The sequence below is a fragment of the Acinetobacter sp. FDAARGOS_558 genome (assembly GCF_003937785.1).
Taxonomy (GTDB): domain Bacteria; phylum Pseudomonadota; class Gammaproteobacteria; order Pseudomonadales; family Moraxellaceae; genus Acinetobacter; species Acinetobacter baumannii.
In genome coordinates this window covers 2,946,570-2,966,727 of sequence record NZ_RKJH01000001.1, presented here as the reverse complement: position 1 = coordinate 2,966,727, position 20,158 = coordinate 2,946,570, and the positions used below count along the sequence as shown (strand labels likewise).

Here is a 20,158-nt window from a genome sequence, read left to right as displayed (position 1 = left end):
TTTTTTTGAATCTCTAAGCTTATGCAGCTAATGCGCCTTTAGCTTTTTCAGCTAAAGCAGCAAATGCTACTGCATCATGCATAGCGATGTCAGCTAATACGCGACGGTCGATGATCACTTGAGCTTTTTTCAAGCCATCGATCATACGGCTGTAAGACAAACCGTTTTGACGAGCACCAGCGTTGATACGCGCAATCCATAGAGCACGGAATTGACGTTTCTTCTGACGACGGTCACGGTAAGCGTATTGACCAGCTTTGATTACCGCTTGGAACGCTACGCGGTAAACGCGTGAACGAGCACCGTAGTAACCTTTAGCGCGAGCAAGAATTTTTTTGTGACGGCGATGAGCCACTACACCACGTTTTACACGAGCCATTTATAATCTCCTTAGATGTATGGGCACATACGACGAACTGAAGCAACGTCACTTACGTGAACCATTACACAGCCGCGCAATTGACGGATACGCTTAGCAGATTTTTTGGTCAAAATGTGGCGCTTGAATGCTTGTTTGCGCTTAAAACCGTTTGCAGTCGCTTTGAAGCGTTTAGCTGCACCACGGCGAGTTTTTAACTTAGCCATAGTAACCTCTTTTGGGCACCTGTTCGGCACGATTGCACCATTGCAAAATCGACCTGCAGGTAAGGAAGCGCGTATTTTATAGTATGCTGACTAAAATTAAAACTATTCCTAGAATTTTTTTAAATTAACCTCTTTAGAAATGAGAGAAACCTATCTCTTTTTTAGATGAATATAATCGGCAATAATTTCAGCATCGCTGCTTATTTACCCCTATAATATGGGCAAATTATCAACATACGATATTTCAAATGCAGAAACATGATGCATTCGCTGCCCTGCGCTATAGAGATTTCTCAATTGTCACCATTAATCAATTTTGCTTAACATTAGCAATTTTGATTCAAGAAATTATTGTTGCCTATTCACTTTATCAAATTACCAAAGACCCTCTAACTTTAGGTTTAATTGGACTAGCAGAAGCCATTCCATTTATTGCCCTATCGCTTTGGGGTGGTTATTTTGCTGATAAATTTAATAAACAGGTCATCATGAAAATCTGTTTATTTTTCTCAGTACCTCTTCCTTTAGTTTTATGGTTACTGTTCCATCTGCATGGGTTGGGTCATATCAGTGTAAATTTCCTTTCTTGGGGTATTTATGCGGTTATTTTTGGTTTGGGCACCATACGTGGTTTTTATAACCCTTCTGCTACGTCCCTAAAACCATTTTTAATTCCACGTGAGCTTTATGCAAATGGTGCAACATGGACAACTATTGGTTGGCAGAGTGGTGTAATTATTGGGCCTATGCTCGGTGGGTTCATGCTCGCTTATTTAGGCAGAGAAACCAGTCTTTTTAGTGTTGCCGGTCTACTTAGTATCTGCTTTATTCTCATTAATTTATTACATAAACGTAGCTTTCCTAAAATTGAAACTGCCAATGTTATAGAAAGCTTAGGCGATGGCTTTCGCTTTATTTGGAAAACCAAAATAGTTCTTTGGGCGATTTCTTTAGACCTTGCCTCTGTTTTATTTGGTGGTGTAATCGCTCTACTCCCTATTTTTGCCGAAGATATTTTAAAAGTCGGTCCTGAAGGCTTGGGTTACTTGCGTGCGGCTCCTTCTATTGGTGCGCTCATTACTATGATTGCTTTAACTCGTTTTCCGCCAACTCAGCACGCATGGCGTAATATGCTACTTGCAGTTGCAGGGTTTGGTGTATTTACAATCCTTTTCGCGTTCTCGAACAACATGTGGTTATCACTATTTGCGTTGGCGATGACGGGTGCTTGCGACAGTATTTCGGTGGTAGTTAGACAAACCATTTTGCAAATATTCCCACCAGAAAATATGCGTGGTCGCGTAGCGGCTGTAAATGGAATGTTTGTCTCATCAAGTAATGAGCTGGGTGCATTTGAATCAGGCTTGGCTGCCAAATATTTGGGAACTATTGCAGCGACTATTTTTGGTGGTTGTATGACTCTTGCAGTAGTAACCTTCTGTTGGCTAAAAACCAATGATCTTTTTAAAGTCGATATTACTAAAAGCTCAGAAGATTAGTTAAATCATTTTAATAAAGCATCTTCGGATGCTTTTATTTTAAATAAAACCTGTAATTACCCAATAAATGAAGATATAACGCCCAGCCTTAGCGATAAGGACCATAAATAAAAAGCGCCAAAAATTTTCTTTGAATAAGCCAGCAACCAAAGTAATAGGGTCACCAATCACAGGTGTCCAACTTAAAAGCAGCGAATAAAAGCCATATTTATGATAAAAGCGTTGGGCTTGTTCTAAACGTTTTTCAGAAACGGGGAACCATTTTTTATGTTTAAACTGTTCTATTTTTAAACCTAACCACCAGTTTATACATGAGCCCAATACATTTCCGAAAGTAGCAATCAGAATGAGAAGAAAAGCTGAATGTTGATTTTTTAATAATAAAGCAGCAAGTACAGCTTCTGATTGTAGCGGTAATAAGGTAGCCGCCCCAAAAGCACTCAGAAAAAGTAAAAAGTAACTTAGCATATTAAATTAGACCAAATCACCTTTCACCTTATTCATTATCCTACCAATAAAGTTAGATGACTTTAATAGATAACGCTTTTTGTACTGCAGGACGTGCCGTTAAGCGAACAATGTATTCTTGTACATACGGGTAATCCTCTAATTGAATCCCCTGCCATTCATAGCGCAAGATCCAAGGTAAAATTGCCATATCAGCAATTGAGTATTCCCCTGCAACAAACTTCTGACCTATGAGCTGTTTATTCAACACACCATATAAACGCTTAGTCTCATTTACATAGCGGTCTATAGCATAGGGAATTTTCTCTGGCGCAAAGCGGTTAAAATGATGATTTTGTCCCAACATAGGACCTAAGCCACCCATTTGCCACATAAGCCATTGTTCCACTTCAACTCGGTCTTGCTCGTCTGTTGGGTAGAACAATCCAGTTTTTCGCCCTAAATACTGTAAGATCGCGCCTGATTCAAATACTGAAATTGGCTCACCACGTGGACCATCTTGGTCAACAATGGCAGGAATTTTATTATTCGGAGAAATTTTCAGAAAGTCTGGTTGAAATTGATCATTTTCTAAAATATTAATTGGGTAAAGGGTGTAATCCAGTCCCATTTCTTCTAAGGCAATTGTGATTTTATGTCCATTGGGTGTGCCCCAATAATATAGATCAATCATTCTATTTTCCTATTCATCGTTATCATGACTGCGTCTTGCGTTATATCATGTTTTGGGTAATACAATGATATTTCCAACACCAAAAAACACATAAAATTTGAGAATAACTTTGGATTAAAACGATATTAAACGTCAGTTTAAGAAAATAGGGCTAAAAGATGAGAGGTATAAAAAAGCACTGCTTTTGCAGTGCTTTTTTTTGAGTGTTACTTTTTCTTTTTCGGTCCAAGTAACATACCCATTTGTCGACCTTCCATTTTCGGTGCTTGCTCTACAACCCCTAACTCAGCTACGTCTGCTTCAATTTTTTGCAATTGAGCTAAACCAAGTTGTTGGTGAGCCATTTCACGACCACGGAAACGTAAGGTGATCTTAACTTTGTTGCCTTCTTCAAGGAACTTCAGAATAGCACGAAGCTTAACTTGATAATCACCTACATCAGTTGCTGGGCGTAGTTTGATTTCCTTCACTTGCACTTGATGCTGTTTTTTCTTGGCATCTTTTTGCTTCTGTTTCAGGTCAAACAAGTGCTTGTTGTAATCCATGATTTTACAAACAGGCGGCTCAGCGTTTGCGACAATCTCAACAAGGTCAAGATCTGCATCCTCAGCAGCACGCAGTGCTTCATTTAATGAAACAATTCCTTTTTGCTCACCATCAGCACCGACAAGGCGTACTTCTTTTGCACGGATCTCATCGTTAATTGCTGGACGGTTACTCTTTGCACCTTGTTGTTGGTTACGGTCAGGCTGTTTAATCTTTCTTACTCCACAATATACCGGCCACGTTCGGCGACGGCAGATTTCACTAAGTCAATGAAAGCATCCACTGACATAGTACCTAAATTTTTTCCTGAGCGAGTACGTACATTCACTGTACCTTCTTCAACTTCTCGATCACCAAGAACTAACAGGTAAGGAATGCGCTCTAGAGTACGCTCACGAATCTTAAATCCGATTTTTTCATTTCTCAAGTCAGAAATAGCACGAAGACCATTTTCCTTGAGTTTTGCCACAACTTGCTTACTTGCTTCAGCTTGAGAATCAGTAATATTCATGACACATGCTTGTACAGGTGATAGCCAAGGCGGCATAAAACCAGCGTAGTGTTCAATTAGTATACCAATAAAACGCTCAAAACTACCAAGAATTGCACGGTGCAACATGACAGGTTGATCACGCTCGTTTTCTTCAGTTACATAAGAAGCATCTAAACGAACTGGCAAGTTGAAGTCACACTGAATGGTACCACATTGCCATACACGACCAAGACAGTCTTTTAAAGAGAACTCAATCTTTGGACCATAGAATGCGCCTTCACCCGGCTGCAATTCCCATTCAAGACCAGCTGCATCTAAAGCATCTGCCAAAGATTTTTCAGCTAAATCCCAAAGTGCATCATCCCCTACACGCTTTTCTGGGCGAGTAGATAATTTCATTTGAACTTCTTCAAAGCCAAAGTCTTTATAAACATCTAAAGTGAGTTTAATAAAGTCTGCAACTTCTTTACCGATCTGTTCTTTAGTACAGAAGATATGCGCATCATCTTGAGTAAAACCACGAACACGCATAATACCGTGTAAAGAACCAGACGGCTCATTACGGTGACAAGAACCAAACTCAGCTAAACGAATTGGTAAATCACGGTAAGACTTTAATCCTTGGTTAAACACTTGAACGTGACAAGGACAGTTCATTGGTTTTACAGCATAGTTACGACTTTCAGAATGAGTCGTAAACATGTTTTCTGCATAGTTTGCCGCATGACCAGATTTCTCCCAAAGCGTAAAATCTACGATTTGCGGAGTTTTGATTTCTTGGTAACCATTGTCTTGCTGAACTTTACGCATGTACTGCTCTAGTACTTGATAAATAGTCCAGCCATTTGCATGCCAGAACACCATACCCGGTGCTTCTTCTTGCATATGGAACAAGTCTAATGCTTTACCAATTTTACGGTGATCACGCTTTTCAGCTTCTTCAATACGCTTGATGTAAGCTGCTAACTGTTTTTTATCAGCCCAGGCAGTACCATAGATACGTTGAAGCTGTTCATTCTTCGCATCACCGCGCCAGTAAGCACCAGAGATTTTAGTAAGCTTGAATGATTTTAAGAATTTTGTGTTCGGTACGTGCGGACCACGACACATATCTACATATTCTTGGTGGTAGTACAAGCCCATTGCTTTTTCTTCAGGCATGTCTTCCACAAGACGTAATTTATATTCTTCGCCGCGGTCAGTGAATACTTTAATGACTTCATCACGCGGTGTCATTTTTTTGATAACGTCATAATCTTGATCGATGAGCTTTTTCATACGCTCTTCAATCGCAGCCATATCATCTAGTGTAAAAGGACGTGGCATCCAGATATCGTAATAGAAACCTTCTTCGATGACCGGACCAATCACCATTTTTGCTTCAGGGAAAAGCTGTTTTACTGCGTGCCCTACAAGGTGTGCACAAGAGTGGCGAATGATCTCAAGACCTTCTTCATCTTTTGGAGTGATAATTTGTAAGGTCGAGTCTTCGGTAATTAAGTCACATGCATCAACTAAGCGATCATTTACTCGTCCAGCAACGGTATTTTTTGCTAAACCAGGCCCAATACTTTGAGCGACTTCCATAACAGATACAGGGTGATCAAAACTCTTTTGATCGCCATTTGGCAATGTGATAATTGGCATAAAAAAATCCTTAAGGAGTGATGCCCTATACGAAGGAGCATTTCACCGCGAGATTATGATCGAGGCAAGCCTCAAAATATAAAAACGGTGTAAATCAAAATTAAAAAACCTGAAAGATTTTACACTTGTTCAAGCCAAGTGAAAACCTTTGTACTCATAAAATCATAAATACATTTTGCTTATACGGTAAACAGCAATAAATGACTTTAATAAAGACCTAGCTAAATTTTCAGAAATACATAAATAGGATAATTATTCATCAGAACTGATTTAAGATGTTGAAAATAGCATTTCTGCTCATTTTCTGACTGGGAGGTATTTCTCTTTAAGACTAAAGCATTAATGCTTTGATTACTATTAAGCCATATTTTCAAAGAATGAATTAAAAAATAGAACATGGAGTTGTTTCACATGGTTAGTGCCTATAACGAATTACCACGCACACCCGCAAACTTTGTTGCATTATCCCCTCTGCGCTATTTAGAGCGCGCAGCTTATATCTACCCAGACCAAGCTTCTATTATTCATGGCAACCGTCAGATTTCATGGAAACAAACTTATCAGCGCTGCCGTCAATTTGCATCTCAGCTTCAACAATTAGGCATAGTTAAAAATGATACGGTTTCAGTTTTACTGCCAAATGTACCAGCAATGATTGAAGCACATTTTGCTGTACCAATGGCGGGTGCTGTTCTTAATACCCTAAATACCCGTTTAGACGCTAAAACCATCGCTTTTATGCTAGAGCATGCTGAAACTAAAGTGCTTTTAGTTGACCCCGAGTTTGTTAATTTAGCAAGAGAAGCTTTATCACTCATTCCTAACCAACATATTATTGTGATTGATGTTGCTGATGAAGAGTATGAAGGCGAAAACCAATTCCTTGGTTCTTTCGAATATGAGGAATGGTTAGCTCAAGGCGATGCCAATTTTGAATGGCAATTACCTGAAGATGAGTGGGATGCAATTAGTTTAAATTACACCTCTGGAACCACTGGAAATCCTAAAGGAGTGGTTTATCACCACCGAGGTGCATATTTAAATGCAGCAAGCAATATTTTAGCCTGCGGTATGAAACCTCGAGCCGTTTATTTATGGACACTTCCTCTGTTTCATTGTAATGGTTGGTGCTTTGCATGGAGTATTGCAGCAAGTGGCGGAACCAATATTTGTCTACGTAAAGTTGACCCAGAACTGGTGATGCAGCTTATTGCAAAACATAAGTTTGATTACTTCTGTGGTGCTCCTATTGTCCTATCCATGATTATTAACCTACCGAAAGAAAAACAGCCAAGCATAGAACATCATGTTGAAGTTATGGTGGCAGGTGCTGCACCACCTGTCGCTGTCATTGAAGGTATGCGAAATATTGGGATTAATGTCAACCATGTGTATGGTTTAACCGAAACCTATGGACCATCTGCGCTTTGTGCTTCTCAAGCGGGATGGAGCGACCTCTCCATTACCGAGCAAGCGCAACTACACTCTCGTCAGGGTGTACCTTATCCTTTACAAGATAGTATGCGGGTGTTAGATCCTGAAACGATGCAGCCAGTTCCAAATGACGGTGAAACCATGGGAGAAATCATGTTCCGTGGCAATATTGTCATGAAAGGATATTTAAAAAATCCAAAGGCAACTGAGGAAGCTTTTGCAGGTGGCTGGTTCCACACTGGAGACTTAGCGGTTTGCCACCCAGATGGTTATGCAAAAATTACTGACCGCTCTAAAGATATTATTATTTCAGGTGGAGAAAATATTTCATCTTTAGAAGTCGAAGACGTTTTATATAAACATCCAGCAGTTTTAACAGCCGCTGTTGTGGCAAAACCTGACGAACGTTGGCAAGAAGTACCATGCGCATTTATTGAATTAAAAACTGGGGCTAGTGTCACGCCTGAAGAAATTATTGAGCATTGTCAAAAAGAACTTGCGCGCTTTAAAGTTCCTAAAGATGTGGTGATTACTGAAATTCCAAAAACCTCAACAGGTAAATTGCAAAAATTCATCTTGCGCGAATGGGCAAAAGAACGTGCTTAACCTGAACTCTATAAAATTAAAAAAGCGGCGTATCTAACGCCACTTTTTATTTAAAACTGTATTAACCTTGATCTGACAATAGAGCAACCTGTTGTACATAGTTAATAAATTTCATTTTAGTTGCTTCAAGATCTGCTTCTGCAACTTGCTGGGTTTTATCACGATTAATTCTTAACACATGCTGACGTAAAGTATGTCGCTCGGATGCATTATAGATTTTGCTAAATTCATTGATTGCAGGGTCGCCCTGCTCGATCATACGATCTACCCAACGCATGAGTTGAGCTTGTTTTTTCGCGCCTTGCTGAGGAGTTAAATAAGATAAAATGACTGTCTCATCTTCATTGCGCAAGAGTTTACCAACACGCTGAAACTGACGACGGCGCGCTTCGAATGAACTAATATTCTGAACTTCCAAAAGAGCATCAATTAAACGCTCATCAACAGGAAGTTTTTGAATTTGTTTGATAGAAAGTTGTGCTAACTGCTCACCTAAAGCAGCCATACGTTGAACTGCTTTTTTCTGTTCGGTTTTACTTGCACGTCCTTCTAAAGAATCAAAATCTTCTTCAGTATAACGCTTGGGACGACGTGCCACGATTAATCTGCCTCATAAAATTTTGCGGCGAATAACGCCTGTACTTCATTTAATGCCTGTTCTTCGTCAGTGCCATCAATGACTAAACGTAAAGTAGTCCCTTTACCTGCACCTAACATCAGTAACGACATAATATTCTTTGCATCTACTAAATGATCGCCCTTACCAATTTGAATTGACGAACGAAACTTTGTAGTGACTTCTATCAGTTTTCCTGATGCACGTGCATGTAAACCGAGTTTATTAATTACATCAACAGTTGTGTCTATCATGACCAGTGCTTCATTTCTCTGTGTAAGACCTGAACAGACCATTCTGCCTCAAGTGCTTGTTTTAGTCTATCTACCATATAAACTGAACGATGCTGGCCGCCTGTGCAACCTATTGAAATCGTCATATAGTGACGATGCCCTTCAGCAAATGCCGGCAGCCATTTTTTTAAGAAGTGGAGAATGTCCTCAAACATTTCATTTGCTTGTGGACTTGCTTCTAAAAATTGTTTAACTGGCTCGTCTAAACCAGAAAAGCGGCGTAATTCTAAATCCCAATGCGGATTTGGTAAATGCCGTACGTCAAAAACATAGTCAGCATCTAAAGGAATGCCATGTTTATAACCAAATGACTGCAATATAACAATCAGATTATCTGATTGTCCTAATTTTGATAGCAAGATATGTTTTAAATCGTGAACACTTTTATCTGTGGTATCAATGTGAACAGTGGCACGAAACTGAATTGGAATCAGCAACTGCTTTTCTTCATGAATACACTGTAAAAGGCTTTTGAAACGATTTGCTAACGGATGTGGACGACGTGAAGCACTAAATCGTGCAATCAAATCTTGATCTTGTGTCGTCAGATAAATCACATCAACCGTACCATGTTTTTGTAATTGCTCAAAAACATGGTCGAACTCTTGCATATCTGCCCGAGTACTTCGTACATCCACCCCTAAAGCAAGCTGCTCAAGATTATTTTCATGATCTAGCTTTGCCACAATTTCAGGCAGCAATGCCAAAGGTAAATTATCAATACAGTAGTAGCCCAAATCTTCTAATACTTGAAGAGCTGAAGATTTTCCTGAACCAGACTGTCCTGTCACGATAAGTATACGCTTCATGGCATGGCTGTCCTTTTATATATTATTGAGGTGTAAAGGCAACTTGTAGATTATCAATTAAACGCGTTCCACCTAATTTTGCCGCGACAAACAACACAATATCACGATCAAATTGAGAAGCAGCTAACAAATTAGGTTGACGAGCCTCCACATAATCCACAACAAAACCATTGTCTGTCAACAGTGTTTTCAAATCTGCCAAGACTTGTTGTAAATCTTTACCTTGGTGTAATTGCTCTTCGGCTTGTTTTAAACCTTGATAAATGACTGGTGCAACCTGACGCTGTTCAGGAGTCAAGTAACCATTTCTTGAACTCAGTGCCAAACCGTCTTCTGCACGAACAATTGGTACGCCAATAACTTCTAATGGAATATTCAAATCCTGTACAAATTGGCGAATCACTGCTAATTGCTGGTAGTCTTTTTGACCAAAGAAAGCATAATTCGGTTGCACAATATTAAAGAGTTTGGTGACAACCAGTGCTACGCCATCAAAGTGCCCCGGACGTGAGCTTCCACATAAATCATCAGTAATTTGACTGACGCTAATGTTAGTTAAGCGAGGTTGTGTACCGTACATTTGCTCAACTGATGGTGCAAAAATAATGTCACAGCCAACATCTGCAAGTAGACGGCTATCCTGCTCTAACGTACGCGGATAATTATCAAAATCTTCGCCCGGACCAAACTGTGTTGGGTTCACGAAGATACTCACAACCACAACATCACATAACTTTTTCGCTTCACGAACAAGAGTGAGGTGGCCTTCATGTAGATTTCCCATCGTTGGGACAAAACCAATGATTTTACGTGCAGCTCTAGCAGGATTTAAAGAAGCAGCTAAGCCTTGTATAGTGGTTTCTGTTTTCATGAATTACAGCTCAACTTGGAAAGTGTGTTCTTTAGCTGGGAACGACTGATCTTGTACAGCAGCATGAAAAGCTTTAAAAGCATCTAAAATCGCTGTTTCACCAGATTGCTCTTTCATAAAGTTACGTACAAAACGCGCAACTCGACCAAACGTTAGTCCTAACATGTCTTGTACAACCAATACCTGACCATCAGTCGCATTACCTGCCCCAATACCGATCACAGGAGTATTTGGGAACAATTCGGCAATTTCTTGACCTAATTGTGCCGGAACGCATTCAAGTAATAAAACTGCCGCGCCCGCTTCAACCACCGCCGTACAATCGGCAATAAGCTGATCGGCTGCTTCACGCGTTCTAGCTTGTAACTTGTAGCCACCAAATACATGTACAGACTGAGGAGTTAAACCTAAATGTACACATACAGGCACACCATTACGTGTTAACACTTGGACAGTTTCACTTAGCCATGCACCACCTTCGATTTTGATCATTTGGGCACCAGCTTGCATAACTGTTTTCGCATTCTGCAAAGCATCGTTTAAAGTGGCATAACTCATAAATGGTAAGTCAGTCATAATTAAAGCATGCTGATTACCGCGACGGACTGCCGCTGTATGATAGGCCATGTCTTCAACAGTTACAGGTAAAGTTGAGTCACGCCCCTGAATTGCCATTCCAAGAGAATCACCAATTAAGATCGTATCAATTTCAGCAAGTTCCATTGCTTTTGCCATACTTGCATCGTAACAAGTTAGGCAAGAGAACTTACGTCCTTCGGCTTTAAATTTTCTTAAGTCACTTAGACTAATCATGATGGTATCCTCTACAGGAGTTTGCAGAACGTAATAAGTCCGGCTTTAAGCCCAAGACTCATCAGCAAGTACAGTCAGCGTTGGCTGCTGTATGAGTTCTAAATTTTTAAGTGGCTGATCATTAATATGTAGATCAGCATCTAAATCTAATAAAGGAATCACAACAAAATCTCGTTGTAATATTCCTACATGCGGCACCGTTAAGCGCTCATTTTGTATTTTTTCATTGCCATAAATCAGTAGATCAAGATCTAAAGTTCGCTCCCCCCAATGGCGGAGTCTCACCCGCCCAGCTTCCTGCTCAAAACGCTGTAACTGGTCAAGTAAGTCCAGCGGAAGTAATTCGGTTTTTAGCTGAGCGACTGCATTTAGATAATTCGGCTGATCTTGGGGACCCATAGGGGGACTTTGGTAAAGTTTAGATACTTTCACTTCACCAAGAGATTTAAGTTTGGCTATCGCTTCAGACAGAATCTGGCGTGAGTCACCTAGGTTACTTCCTAAGCCAATATATGTGGTTACTGTCATTGTGTCGGCCCAAAAATAACTTGGCTCAAATCACGTTGTACCCGCTTGCGCTTTAAAATTGGATGATCACTCATCACATTCGTTTGTGCTGCGGAAGATTTTTCAATAAAACGGTCAATAGACTGCTCTTGTCGTGCACGCTCTTTTTTACCACGACGGCTTCGAGGCTCTGGAACATCAACCAAAGGCTCAATTTCCGTATCAACTTTATTGCTTTCAACAGGCTCAGCAGCAACCTTACGACGACTTTTCGCCTTCTGACGATTATATTGGCTAATCGCAGCTTCTTTTTCGTCGTTTGACATTTCTTGGTAAGCTTCCCACCAGCTTCCCATTCCCTGTGTTGTGTCATCACCTGACTTTTCACGAAGTAATAAGAAATCAAATCCAGCGCGGAAACGAGCATGGCTTGCCAATGCTTCAATTTGCTGTGGTTTTGGATTAAGCAAACGGGTTTGCATTTCCCAAACTTCACGAATAAAAGTTTCGGCAAAACGAGGAATAACTGTGCGTGTTGCTTGACGTTTTAAAACATCCAAACCTGCTTGAGCACGTGCTTCGGCCGGAACAACGCCTTTTGATAAATAAAAATCACAACGCTCTAAAAATGGCTGCCACAATAAAACCGCATAGAAAAATGCCGGATTAATCGTTTTACCCACTTGAATACGTTGGTCAGTATTTTTTGCTGCACGTTGAATAAATGGAGTGAGATCCGGACGAATATCAGCAAAAAGCTGTTTCCACACGCCAAAGTCAATCAACATTGGTAATACGCGTGCCAAATGCCCCATTGTGAAAAGCTTTTGAGACTCATCGTATAAACGGTGTGGTGAAACATCACGAAGTAATTGCGTCATCTCAACATCAAAAATGTCGAGAATTGCCGGATCAATTTTAAAGTTGAGCTTAGCTGCAAAACGTAATGTCCGAAGCATACGCACAGGATCTTCTTCAAAACGTTGCACAGGATCGCCCAATAAACGTAAAGTCTTACTTTTGACATCATCAATTGCTTTACAGAAATCGAGCACAATACCCTTACGCGGCTGGTAGTACAGAGTATTGATAGAAAAATCGCGTCGAGCAAAGTCCTGTTCGATGGTTCCCCAGTTGTTGTCACGTAAAATCATGCCCGAAGCACTGGTCACCGCTTTTTTAGGAGGAGCACGGAAAGTGGCAACTTCGATTAGCTCACGTCCTGAATAGACATGTGCCAATTCAAATCGACGGCCAATAATTCGGCATCGACGGCCAAAAACTTCTTTAATTTGAGAAGGTGTTGCATTAGTGACTGCATCGAAATCTTTAGGATTGAGTCCTAGCATTAAATCACGGACACCACCCCCAACAATATAAGCTTCATAGCCTGCTTTAGTCAGACTATCGATCACATCTAAAATCGAAGAAGGAAGTTGGGCTGTGGACAAACCACATTTTGACGCTCGCAAGGTTTGCAAAAGACGCTGTCTCCTACGTCAGGACGTAAATAACAAGTTGTCGCTAATCATAGCTCTAACACACACAAAGGGCAATTTGATTCTCTTAGATTGCGCAGGAAATGATAATTGACGAATAGAACTTTTATAAGGCTAAACGCGATTTATTTTTTTCAAAAATAGCTGGTCCAATTCCTTTAACGTTTTTAATTTCGTCAATATTTTTAAAGCTACCGTTCTTTTGTCTGTATTCTACAATCGCTTGAGCCTTTTTCTCACCTATACCTTTTAACTGCTGAAACTCATTTACATTCGCCTGATTCAAATGAATTTGCCCTGTAGAGTCATTAAAATTTTTAGTTTGAGAAATTTTAGAACCATTAGAATGAGAAGACTTAGTGATGTTTAACTTTTGGTCATACATCTGCTGTTTAGCCTTCCATTCTTGAAAGTTTTGATCAAAAGATTGTGCGTAAACCGAAGGTGAAATTACTCCCAAGCACAAAATTATTAAAACAAAATACTTATTTTTCCAAAATCTCATGCTGTATTGCATGTGGTTTTTCCCCTGATTTTAATTGTCGTTTTGCCTGATTCCACAATTCATCCATTTCGGACAAGGTCATGTCTTCCAATGTTCTTTGCTGTTTTATGGCTTGCTCTTCAATAAAAGCAAAACGACTTCTAAATTTATGTATGGTTGATAAAAGCGAACTTTCACTTGAAATGCCAAGTTTACGTCCTACATTGACTAATGAAAACAGGCAGTCTCCAAATTCATCTTGAATTTCTTCACTATTTTGATTTTCAAGTGCCTGTTTAAACTCATCTAATTCTTCTTCTAATTTTGTATAAGCATCTTCTACCGTTTCAAAATCGAACCCAACTTTTGCAACATTTTTTTGAATTTCCTGCGCCTGAGATAGTGCTGGTCCATGTTTAATTTCATCTAATCTTGATTGTGGTTTTCCTTGCTTTTCTTGTTGTTTAATTTGTTTCCATAACTCACTTACTTGTTCTGGTGTTAAGTTGTTAAATTGGTCTGCTTGAAAAACGTGCGGATGGCGTCGTACTAATTTTTCGCTAATTGCCTCAACCACATCTTGAAAATTGAACGCCCCCTGCTCGCTAAACATTTGCGATTGAAATACCACTTGTAATAACAGATCACCCAATTCATTCCGAATTTCATTAATGTCACCTTGACGAATGGCAGCCTCGACTTCATATGCCTCTTCAATCGCATATTTAGTCAGTGACATTGGAGTTTGCTCTTGGTCCCACGGACATTTTTCACGTAGCTCTTGCATAATTTTAAGCAATTTATCCATGTAACCCTCAAGTTCAAAAAATTGGTCAGTAACTTTAAAATCTTAATTTGCTATGATCAAAATTAAAGCGGCAAATCATTCGTCATATTGTAACGATAAAGAGAAAAAAAGATGAAACATAGCATTCTGATTAGTGGCGCAGCTCAAGGTATTGGAGCAGAAATTGCACGGGTATTTTATCAGCGGGGTTATAAAGTCGGCATTTATGACATTAATGAGTCGCTTGCTCAAAATTTAGCGCAGGAATTAGGACCAAATGCATGCGCAGGCTATCTAGAGGTCAGTGACTACAGTCAGTGGCAACATATATTAAAAGAATTTACCGACTGGGCTGGCGAGCTTAATATTTTGGTGAATAACGCAGGGATTTTATATTCCGGAGCCTTTGAAAATATCGATATCAAGTCACACCAAAGAACAATCAATATTAATGTAAACGGCGTAATCAATGGTTGCCATGCTGCACTCCCTTATTTAAAGCAAGCTTCTTTTGCACGAGTCATTAATCTCTCTTCAGCTTCTGCAATTTACGGGCAAGCTGACCTCATTTCTTATTCGGCCAGTAAATTTGCAGTGAGAGGAATTACCGAAGGTTTAGATGTGGAATGGAAAAAATACGGTATTCGTGTTTTAGATGTGATGCCTTTATTTGTACAAACCGCAATGGTCAACAATATGGATGCAGGTTCTATTCAAAACATGGGAGTCGATTTAACGCCTAATGATATTGCTCAACAGGTGCTTTCACTTGTAGAGAAAAAAGCTCATTTCTGGACACCTACTCACACTCCAGTTGGTATAAAAACCAAATTGCTTTATCAACTCTCAACAATAAGCCCCCAGTTTTTAAATCGTTTAACTAATATTTATCTATCAAGAAAGTAGCTTATAAAAAAGGCCGTCAATTGACGGCCTTTTTCTCAATTTAGTTAAACACCTTGAATCATGCGTCGTGCGCTAATAATTCCAGGTTGTTGCTCTAAACGAGCTAACAAACGTGAAAGCTGAGCCAAGCCTTTCACCTCAATGAGCAACTTCATATTGGCAATACCATCTGCCTCAGAAATTGTATTCACCTGACGGATATTAATCTGGTCAGAGAAAATCACTTGAGTTAAGTCTTTGAGTAAGCCACGACGATCATAAGCTTCAACTACAATTTGAACACTTTGACCACGAGTTGGCTGCATTTCCCAATCGGCTTCAACAGCACGTTCTGGCTCTTGCTTGATCATGCGTTGATAATCAGAACACAAGACTTTATGAATACTTACCCCACGGTTTAACGTGATATAACCGGCAATTGATTCACCATGAACTGGTTGGCAACACTGCGCAATATGTAGCTCAACATTGTCTAAACCATCAATTAAGATGCCATGCGCAGACAGAGTATGACTAGCACGTGGGTTTAATGTTGGTTTAAGTACCAGTTCAGGCTCATCCTGATCCAGATGCATTTGACGATTAATCTGATTAATCAGAGCATGCAAACTAATATCGCCGCTGACCAGACTAACCAAAATATCATCCCCTGTTTTCACATTAAAATGTGACGAGTAATCGTTGAGATCGATACTCTTAGGGTGAATCGCCAATCGAGACAATTCTTTGTTGAGTAACTCACGACCAACTTCAAGATTCTTACTACGGTCTTGCTGTCTGAACCAATGACGTAATTTGTCACGAGCACGAGCTGTCTTGATATAACCTAAAGAGTTCACCAACCAGTCACGGTTAGGCTCACGATCTTTTTTGGTTAAAATCTCAACCTGCTCACCTGTTTTTAGTGTATAGGTTAATGGTACATAGCGCTGGTTAACACGTGCTGCATAACACTTGTTTCCTACCTCTGTATGCACATGGTAAGCAAAGTCTAAAACTGTTGAGCCACGTGGTAGTTCTTTAATATCACCATCACGACTAAAGACATAAATCTTTTCAAAACCTTCAAAGTCTTGAAGTTGATCAAAACCTTCCGTCTCATCTTCATTTTGATGTACTGTTGTTTCATTACGTTCTTGGTAATGTTCCAAAACAGCACGAAGCGAATGCAAACGGTGGTTAAAAGAGTGGTCGGTATTCTTTGAACCTTCTTTATAGTTAAAGTGCGAACATACCCCTAACTCTGCTTCGTCATGCATCTCATGAGTACGGATTTGTACCTCTAAAGATTTATTCTCAGCAATAACAGCAGTATGTAATGAGCGATAACCATTGGCTTTCGGGTTAGTAATATAGTCATCGAACTGATGTGGGATATGACGCCAAATCTGATGAACAATACCTAATGAGTGATAACACTCAGGTACGCTATTCACCAATACACGTAAAGCACGAATATCATAAAGCTGATCGAAACTTAGGTTTTTGCTTTTCATTTTTCGATAAATCGAATAAATGTGTTTTGCTCGACCTGTAATTTCAGCTTCAATACCATGCGCCGCCAATTCACTTTTTAAACGGTCTATCACGAACTGGATATAATGTTCACGCTCAAGACGTTTTTCATTGAGTAATGAAGCAATCTCTTTATAACGGTCTGGCGCCAAATAACGAAACGCTAAGTCTTCGAGTTCCCACTTCAGCTGTGCAATACCAAGGCGATGCGCTAATGGCGAATAAATAGTTAAAATTTCACGCGCCACACGCTCTTGACGTTCACGTGATGAGTTTGCCAACTCACGTAAAGAGTAAGTACGTTCAGCTAACTTAATTAAAACGACACGAACATCTTCGGTCACTGAAATCAGCATTTTATAAATGCCGCTTAAATGTTCCCGTTGGTTGTTATTAAAATGGTCTTCTAGTCGTTTATTTTTTTCAATAAGCTCTGAAAGCTTACCCATTGCCAAAGTACCTTTGACAAGGTTATAAACTTGCTCACCGAACTTTCGCTTTACTTCTTCTATATCAGTAATGTCCTCACGAACACTACGATAAAGCATTGCAGCAGATAAAGTATCTTCATCTACATGTAAATGCGCCAGAATATCAGCCATTCCAACACCAGTAGCAAATGTATTGGAACGATGATTAACCGTTGAATCTAACTCTTTTTGTAGGGTTAAATGCGCAACCTCTTCGAGTTGTTTAAGCTCTGCCCCATCTAATATTTCACGAACCCGATCCAACCATGAGGCTAAACCGACTTGTGTTTCGGCGGCATGCTCTACAGTCGTTTCCTCTGACAACTCAGTTAGTTGTTCAGGTAACTGTTCACGTACTGTGACCATACCATTCTCCTGGATATGTAACTCATGTTTTTAATCGTTTATCTCTTGAATTTTCTCAAATAAAGCAATCGATTCAACATGTTCTGTGTGCGTAAACATGTCCATAACCGCTGCTTTTTTTAACTGGTAACCATGTTGAACCAAAACACCCGCATCCCTTGCTAATGTTGCTGGATTACATGATACATAAACGATTCTTTTTGCTCCAAAGTTCGGTACATACTGCATAATTTCATATGCACCAGCACGAGGAGGATCAATCAATAATGCATCAAATCCTTGATTTGCCCAAGAATGATGCGAAAAATCTTTTGTTAAATCTTGTGAAAAGAAGCTTGCTTGCACCAGATTATTACGCTTTGCATTATCTGTTGCCCGCTGCACCATTTCTTCACTTGCTTCCACACCTACAACCTGACCCTTTGCACCAACACATCGTGCAAGTGGAAGCGAAAAATTACCTAACCCACAAAACAGATCTAGTACTCTTTCACCCTGTTGCAATTGAAGCAATTCACATGCCAATTGCACCATTTGTTCATTTACTGTGGCATTGACCTGCGTAAAATCCAATGGCGAAAAAGCAAAAGTTACATCAAATGCATTTAAAGCATAATGTAATCGCATAGCTCCTTGTTCTTCATCAATACGACGAAGACTTTCGGGTCCTTTAGGTTGCAAATACAACTGCCAGCCTTTGTGTAACGCAAATTGTCTTAATTGGTTGACATCAGCATTGTTTAGTTTTTCGATATGACGAACTAATAAAGATGTTTCATGATCACCTTTTGCTAATTCTACATGACCAATATGCGCTTTGCCTTTTAGACTTTGGAGTAAATTACGCAATTCCGGCAGACTATCTGATAACTTTTTATCCAAAACGCTACAAGTATGGATAGATGTTAAACGATTACTATGATGCTCACGGAAACCTAGAATCAAACGGTCCTGTTTTGGCAAATAGCGCACACCTATTCGAGCACGACGGCGATAATCACTTTGCAAAGAACGAATTGGCTCTAACCATTGTTCAGGCTGAATACCAGCAAAGTGTTGCAAGTGTGATTGGAGGACATTTTGCTTTAAACGGATCTGCTCATCAGGGTGGATGTGCTGCATGCTACACCCCCCGCAAATACCATAATGAGGACAAACTGCCTCTACACGATTTGCTGAAGGTGCCGCTAAAAGCGCTACCATTTCAGCTTCTTCAAGCCGCTTAGCCTCATGCGTAATTTGGGCTTTTACTGTTTCTCCAGGCAACGCATAACGAATAAACACTTTTTTACCATGCTTATCTGCCGGATGGTCTGGATGAGAACCATAATGCGCAATTCCCCGCCCCTCATGAGAAAGAGTTTCAACCTGAAAAATATATTCGGGTTGTTGAGGTTTACGAGATTTGGCTTGCTGTTTCAAAGAATGAACCTAAAAATTTAAAGGATTAAAATAGTGGGACGTAAATTCGGTATGTTTCGATGTACGTTGCCACACCTCAAGAAAATCGGCTTGCTGAGGCATAGTCTGTAAATACTCAATACTCGAACTAATCCAGTGGTTATGCTCATCTACATTCATTTGGCCTTTGAGCAATAGCCAACGCAAATAAATAAACCATGTATTGAGCACATCACCTTCACAATAACTGGTTAACTTTAACCATTGTTCTGTACGTACATATTCAGGCACATGATAACCCGACTCACCACGTTTACCAGGTAAACCTAAAATACAGGCTACATCATCGAGTTTCTGGAAATTACGGCCATTAAACATTGCCATAACATCCATTAAATCAATATGACGGTGGTGATAACGGTTTTGGTAATTATTAAAACGCTTCTGACTATCAAGCTCGCCTTGATCAAATAACCCGGGTGCCGAAAGACCATGATACATGGTACGGAACAAAATGACGGGCAAATCAAATTGCGAGCCATTCCAGCTCACTAAAGTTGGATGGCGCTTATCAAAAATGGATAGAAATTTCTGTAAAATTTCAGCTTCCGAATAGTGTTCCCGACTAAAAGAAAATAATCTGAAACCTGATTCATCAATCCACAAACCAGAAATACAAACGATTTCATGTAAAGGCAAACGCTGAAAATCCATGCCGGATTCTTGGCGGCGGATTTTTGTGAGTGCCTGTTCAACATCTGCCTCTGGCAAATCAAGATGATATAAATGCGCTCCCGCTTTTAAATCAGTTAAAGTTTCAATATCAAAAACTAAAGTAGGAAAACGCATTTTTTCTCTCAATTATGAGTC

The 20,158-nt window shown here is 39.9% G+C and carries 21 protein-coding genes and 1 pseudogene; 3 read left to right on the top strand and 19 right to left on the bottom strand.

Annotated elements, in window-relative coordinates:
* Nucleotides 1-19: 19 nt before the first annotated feature.
* The 3 genes and pseudogenes from rplT to EGT34_RS21285 form a co-directional block, all read right to left on the bottom strand.
* The gene (rplT, locus tag EGT34_RS14235; RefSeq protein WP_000124858.1) at nucleotides 20-379 is read right to left on the bottom strand and encodes a 50S ribosomal protein L20; all 360 of its coding nucleotides are present in this window, start codon (nucleotides 377-379) and stop codon (nucleotides 20-22) included.
* An 11-nt stretch (nucleotides 380-390) separates the two neighbouring features.
* Nucleotides 391-585 carry a 50S ribosomal protein L35 gene (gene rpmI / locus EGT34_RS14230; protein WP_001096359.1) on the bottom strand — a complete coding sequence of 65 codons (195 nt, stop codon included), beginning with the start codon at nucleotides 583-585 and terminating at the stop codon, nucleotides 391-393.
* Nucleotides 573-704, bottom strand: a pseudogene (locus EGT34_RS21285) (hypothetical protein); the annotation flags it as partial. The gene rpmI and the pseudogene EGT34_RS21285, both read right to left, overlap by 13 nt.
* Before the next feature lie 129 nt (nucleotides 705-833).
* Between EGT34_RS21285 and nreB the strand changes: the two are divergent.
* Nucleotides 834-2,084 carry a nickel resistance MFS transporter NreB gene (gene nreB / locus EGT34_RS14225; RefSeq protein WP_001169059.1) on the top strand — a complete coding sequence of 417 codons (1,251 nt, stop codon included), beginning with the start codon at nucleotides 834-836 and terminating at the stop codon, nucleotides 2,082-2,084.
* A 39-nt stretch (nucleotides 2,085-2,123) separates the two neighbouring features.
* On the opposite strand, the gene EGT34_RS14220 is transcribed toward nreB, so the two are convergent.
* The 4 genes from EGT34_RS14220 to thrS all read right to left on the bottom strand — a co-directional run bounded on the left by EGT34_RS14220 (nucleotide 2,124) and on the right by thrS (nucleotide 5,911).
* Nucleotides 2,124-2,552, bottom strand: coding sequence for a YqaA family protein (locus EGT34_RS14220; protein ID WP_000954155.1), 429 nt, complete (start codon nucleotides 2,550-2,552; stop codon nucleotides 2,124-2,126).
* Nucleotides 2,553-2,604: 52 nt separating this feature from the next.
* On the bottom strand, nucleotides 2,605-3,225 hold the full coding sequence (locus tag EGT34_RS14215; RefSeq protein WP_000566574.1) for a glutathione S-transferase N-terminal domain-containing protein: 621 nt from the start codon (nucleotides 3,223-3,225) through the stop codon (nucleotides 2,605-2,607).
* A 206-nt stretch (nucleotides 3,226-3,431) separates the two neighbouring features.
* On the bottom strand, nucleotides 3,432-3,983 hold the full coding sequence (infC, locus tag EGT34_RS14205) for a translation initiation factor IF-3 (RefSeq protein WP_012297364.1): 552 nt from the start codon (nucleotides 3,981-3,983) through the stop codon (nucleotides 3,432-3,434).
* Nucleotides 3,984-3,988: 5 nt separating this feature from the next.
* The gene (gene thrS / locus EGT34_RS14200) at nucleotides 3,989-5,911 is read right to left on the bottom strand and encodes a threonine--tRNA ligase (RefSeq protein ID WP_001121793.1); all 1,923 of its coding nucleotides are present in this window, start codon (nucleotides 5,909-5,911) and stop codon (nucleotides 3,989-3,991) included.
* Between the two features lie 411 nt (nucleotides 5,912-6,322).
* Here thrS and EGT34_RS14195 point away from each other — a divergent pair, with 411 nt between their 5' ends.
* Nucleotides 6,323-7,951 carry an acyl-CoA synthetase gene (locus tag EGT34_RS14195; RefSeq protein ID WP_000253048.1) on the top strand — a complete coding sequence of 543 codons (1,629 nt, stop codon included), beginning with the start codon at nucleotides 6,323-6,325 and terminating at the stop codon, nucleotides 7,949-7,951.
* 61 nt (nucleotides 7,952-8,012) lie between these two features.
* On the opposite strand, the gene yjgA is transcribed toward EGT34_RS14195, so the two are convergent.
* From yjgA to mazG, 9 genes are all read right to left on the bottom strand, one after another.
* Entirely contained in the window at nucleotides 8,013-8,549 is a 537-nt protein-coding gene (gene yjgA, locus EGT34_RS14190; RefSeq protein WP_000124014.1) for a ribosome biogenesis factor YjgA, read from the bottom strand.
* A 2-nt stretch (nucleotides 8,550-8,551) separates the two neighbouring features.
* Nucleotides 8,552-8,821 (bottom strand): HPr family phosphocarrier protein, encoded by a 270-nt coding sequence (locus tag EGT34_RS14185; RefSeq protein ID WP_000567533.1) that lies wholly within the window; start codon nucleotides 8,819-8,821, stop codon nucleotides 8,552-8,554.
* Nucleotides 8,818-9,669, bottom strand: coding sequence for an RNase adapter RapZ (gene rapZ, locus EGT34_RS14180; RefSeq protein WP_000821671.1), 852 nt, complete (start codon nucleotides 9,667-9,669; stop codon nucleotides 8,818-8,820). The genes EGT34_RS14185 and rapZ overlap by 4 nt, the downstream gene beginning before the upstream one ends.
* Nucleotides 9,670-9,691: 22 nt before the next feature.
* Complete coding sequence (gene panC / locus EGT34_RS14175) at nucleotides 9,692-10,540, bottom strand: pantoate--beta-alanine ligase (protein ID WP_000846362.1); 849 nt, start codon at nucleotides 10,538-10,540, stop codon at nucleotides 9,692-9,694.
* A 3-nt stretch (nucleotides 10,541-10,543) separates the two neighbouring features.
* Nucleotides 10,544-11,353, bottom strand: coding sequence for a 3-methyl-2-oxobutanoate hydroxymethyltransferase (gene panB, locus EGT34_RS14170; protein ID WP_000624763.1), 810 nt, complete (start codon nucleotides 11,351-11,353; stop codon nucleotides 10,544-10,546).
* A gap of 45 nt (nucleotides 11,354-11,398) precedes the next feature.
* Entirely contained in the window at nucleotides 11,399-11,881 is a 483-nt protein-coding gene (folK, locus tag EGT34_RS14165; RefSeq protein ID WP_000219213.1) for a 2-amino-4-hydroxy-6-hydroxymethyldihydropteridine diphosphokinase, read from the bottom strand.
* Nucleotides 11,878-13,341 (bottom strand): polynucleotide adenylyltransferase PcnB, encoded by a 1,464-nt coding sequence (pcnB, locus tag EGT34_RS14160; protein ID WP_001194201.1) that lies wholly within the window; start codon nucleotides 13,339-13,341, stop codon nucleotides 11,878-11,880. The genes folK and pcnB overlap by 4 nt, the downstream gene beginning before the upstream one ends.
* A 124-nt stretch (nucleotides 13,342-13,465) precedes the next feature.
* The gene (locus tag EGT34_RS14155) at nucleotides 13,466-13,876 is read right to left on the bottom strand and encodes a ComEA family DNA-binding protein (protein WP_002041921.1); all 411 of its coding nucleotides are present in this window, start codon (nucleotides 13,874-13,876) and stop codon (nucleotides 13,466-13,468) included.
* Complete coding sequence (gene mazG / locus EGT34_RS14150) at nucleotides 13,845-14,651, bottom strand: nucleoside triphosphate pyrophosphohydrolase (protein WP_000359487.1); 807 nt, start codon at nucleotides 14,649-14,651, stop codon at nucleotides 13,845-13,847. The genes EGT34_RS14155 and mazG overlap by 32 nt, the downstream gene beginning before the upstream one ends.
* A 111-nt stretch (nucleotides 14,652-14,762) precedes the next feature.
* Here mazG and EGT34_RS14145 point away from each other — a divergent pair, with 111 nt between their 5' ends.
* Nucleotides 14,763-15,536 carry an SDR family oxidoreductase gene (locus EGT34_RS14145; RefSeq protein ID WP_000682843.1) on the top strand — a complete coding sequence of 258 codons (774 nt, stop codon included), beginning with the start codon at nucleotides 14,763-14,765 and terminating at the stop codon, nucleotides 15,534-15,536.
* Between the two features lie 44 nt (nucleotides 15,537-15,580).
* On the opposite strand, the gene EGT34_RS14140 is transcribed toward EGT34_RS14145, so the two are convergent.
* Genes EGT34_RS14140 through EGT34_RS14130 form a run of 3 tightly spaced genes read right to left on the bottom strand, consistent with a single transcriptional unit; the run spans nucleotide 15,581 to nucleotide 20,137 of the window.
* The gene (locus tag EGT34_RS14140) at nucleotides 15,581-17,887 is read right to left on the bottom strand and encodes a RelA/SpoT family protein (RefSeq protein ID WP_000259109.1); all 2,307 of its coding nucleotides are present in this window, start codon (nucleotides 17,885-17,887) and stop codon (nucleotides 15,581-15,583) included.
* A gap of 30 nt (nucleotides 17,888-17,917) precedes the next feature.
* The gene (rlmD, locus tag EGT34_RS14135; RefSeq protein ID WP_000813059.1) at nucleotides 17,918-19,309 is read right to left on the bottom strand and encodes a 23S rRNA (uracil(1939)-C(5))-methyltransferase RlmD; all 1,392 of its coding nucleotides are present in this window, start codon (nucleotides 19,307-19,309) and stop codon (nucleotides 17,918-17,920) included.
* A gap of 9 nt (nucleotides 19,310-19,318) precedes the next feature.
* Complete coding sequence (locus EGT34_RS14130) at nucleotides 19,319-20,137, bottom strand: 3'-5' exonuclease (protein ID WP_001212167.1); 819 nt, start codon at nucleotides 20,135-20,137, stop codon at nucleotides 19,319-19,321.
* Between the last annotated feature and the right edge of the window lie 21 nt (nucleotides 20,138-20,158).

Coding starts and splice junctions, on each gene's coding strand:
- rplT (WP_000124858.1), bottom strand. CDS start 379: ATGGCTCGTGTAAAACGTGGTGTAGTGGCTCATCGCCGTCACAAAAAA.
- rpmI (WP_001096359.1), bottom strand. CDS start 585: ATGGCTAAGTTAAAAACTCGCCGTGGTGCAGCTAAACGCTTCAAAGCG.
- nreB (WP_001169059.1), top strand. CDS start 834: ATGCAGAAACATGATGCATTCGCTGCCCTGCGCTATAGAGATTTCTCA.
- EGT34_RS14220 (WP_000954155.1), bottom strand. CDS start 2,552: ATGCTAAGTTACTTTTTACTTTTTCTGAGTGCTTTTGGGGCGGCTACC.
- EGT34_RS14215 (WP_000566574.1), bottom strand. CDS start 3,225: ATGATTGATCTATATTATTGGGGCACACCCAATGGACATAAAATCACA.
- thrS (WP_001121793.1), bottom strand. CDS start 5,911: ATGCCAATTATCACATTGCCAAATGGCGATCAAAAGAGTTTTGATCAC.
- EGT34_RS14195 (WP_000253048.1), top strand. CDS start 6,323: ATGGTTAGTGCCTATAACGAATTACCACGCACACCCGCAAACTTTGTT.
- EGT34_RS14185 (WP_000567533.1), bottom strand. CDS start 8,821: ATGATAGACACAACTGTTGATGTAATTAATAAACTCGGTTTACATGCA.
- rapZ (WP_000821671.1), bottom strand. CDS start 9,669: ATGAAGCGTATACTTATCGTGACAGGACAGTCTGGTTCAGGAAAATCT.
- panC (WP_000846362.1), bottom strand. CDS start 10,540: ATGAAAACAGAAACCACTATACAAGGCTTAGCTGCTTCTTTAAATCCT.
- panB (WP_000624763.1), bottom strand. CDS start 11,353: ATGATTAGTCTAAGTGACTTAAGAAAATTTAAAGCCGAAGGACGTAAG.
- folK (WP_000219213.1), bottom strand. CDS start 11,881: ATGACAGTAACCACATATATTGGCTTAGGAAGTAACCTAGGTGACTCA.
- EGT34_RS14155 (WP_002041921.1), bottom strand. CDS start 13,876: ATGCAATACAGCATGAGATTTTGGAAAAATAAGTATTTTGTTTTAATA.
- mazG (WP_000359487.1), bottom strand. CDS start 14,651: ATGGATAAATTGCTTAAAATTATGCAAGAGCTACGTGAAAAATGTCCG.
- EGT34_RS14145 (WP_000682843.1), top strand. CDS start 14,763: ATGAAACATAGCATTCTGATTAGTGGCGCAGCTCAAGGTATTGGAGCA.
- EGT34_RS14140 (WP_000259109.1), bottom strand. CDS start 17,887: ATGGTCACAGTACGTGAACAGTTACCTGAACAACTAACTGAGTTGTCA.
- EGT34_RS14130 (WP_001212167.1), bottom strand. CDS start 20,137: ATGCGTTTTCCTACTTTAGTTTTTGATATTGAAACTTTAACTGATTTA.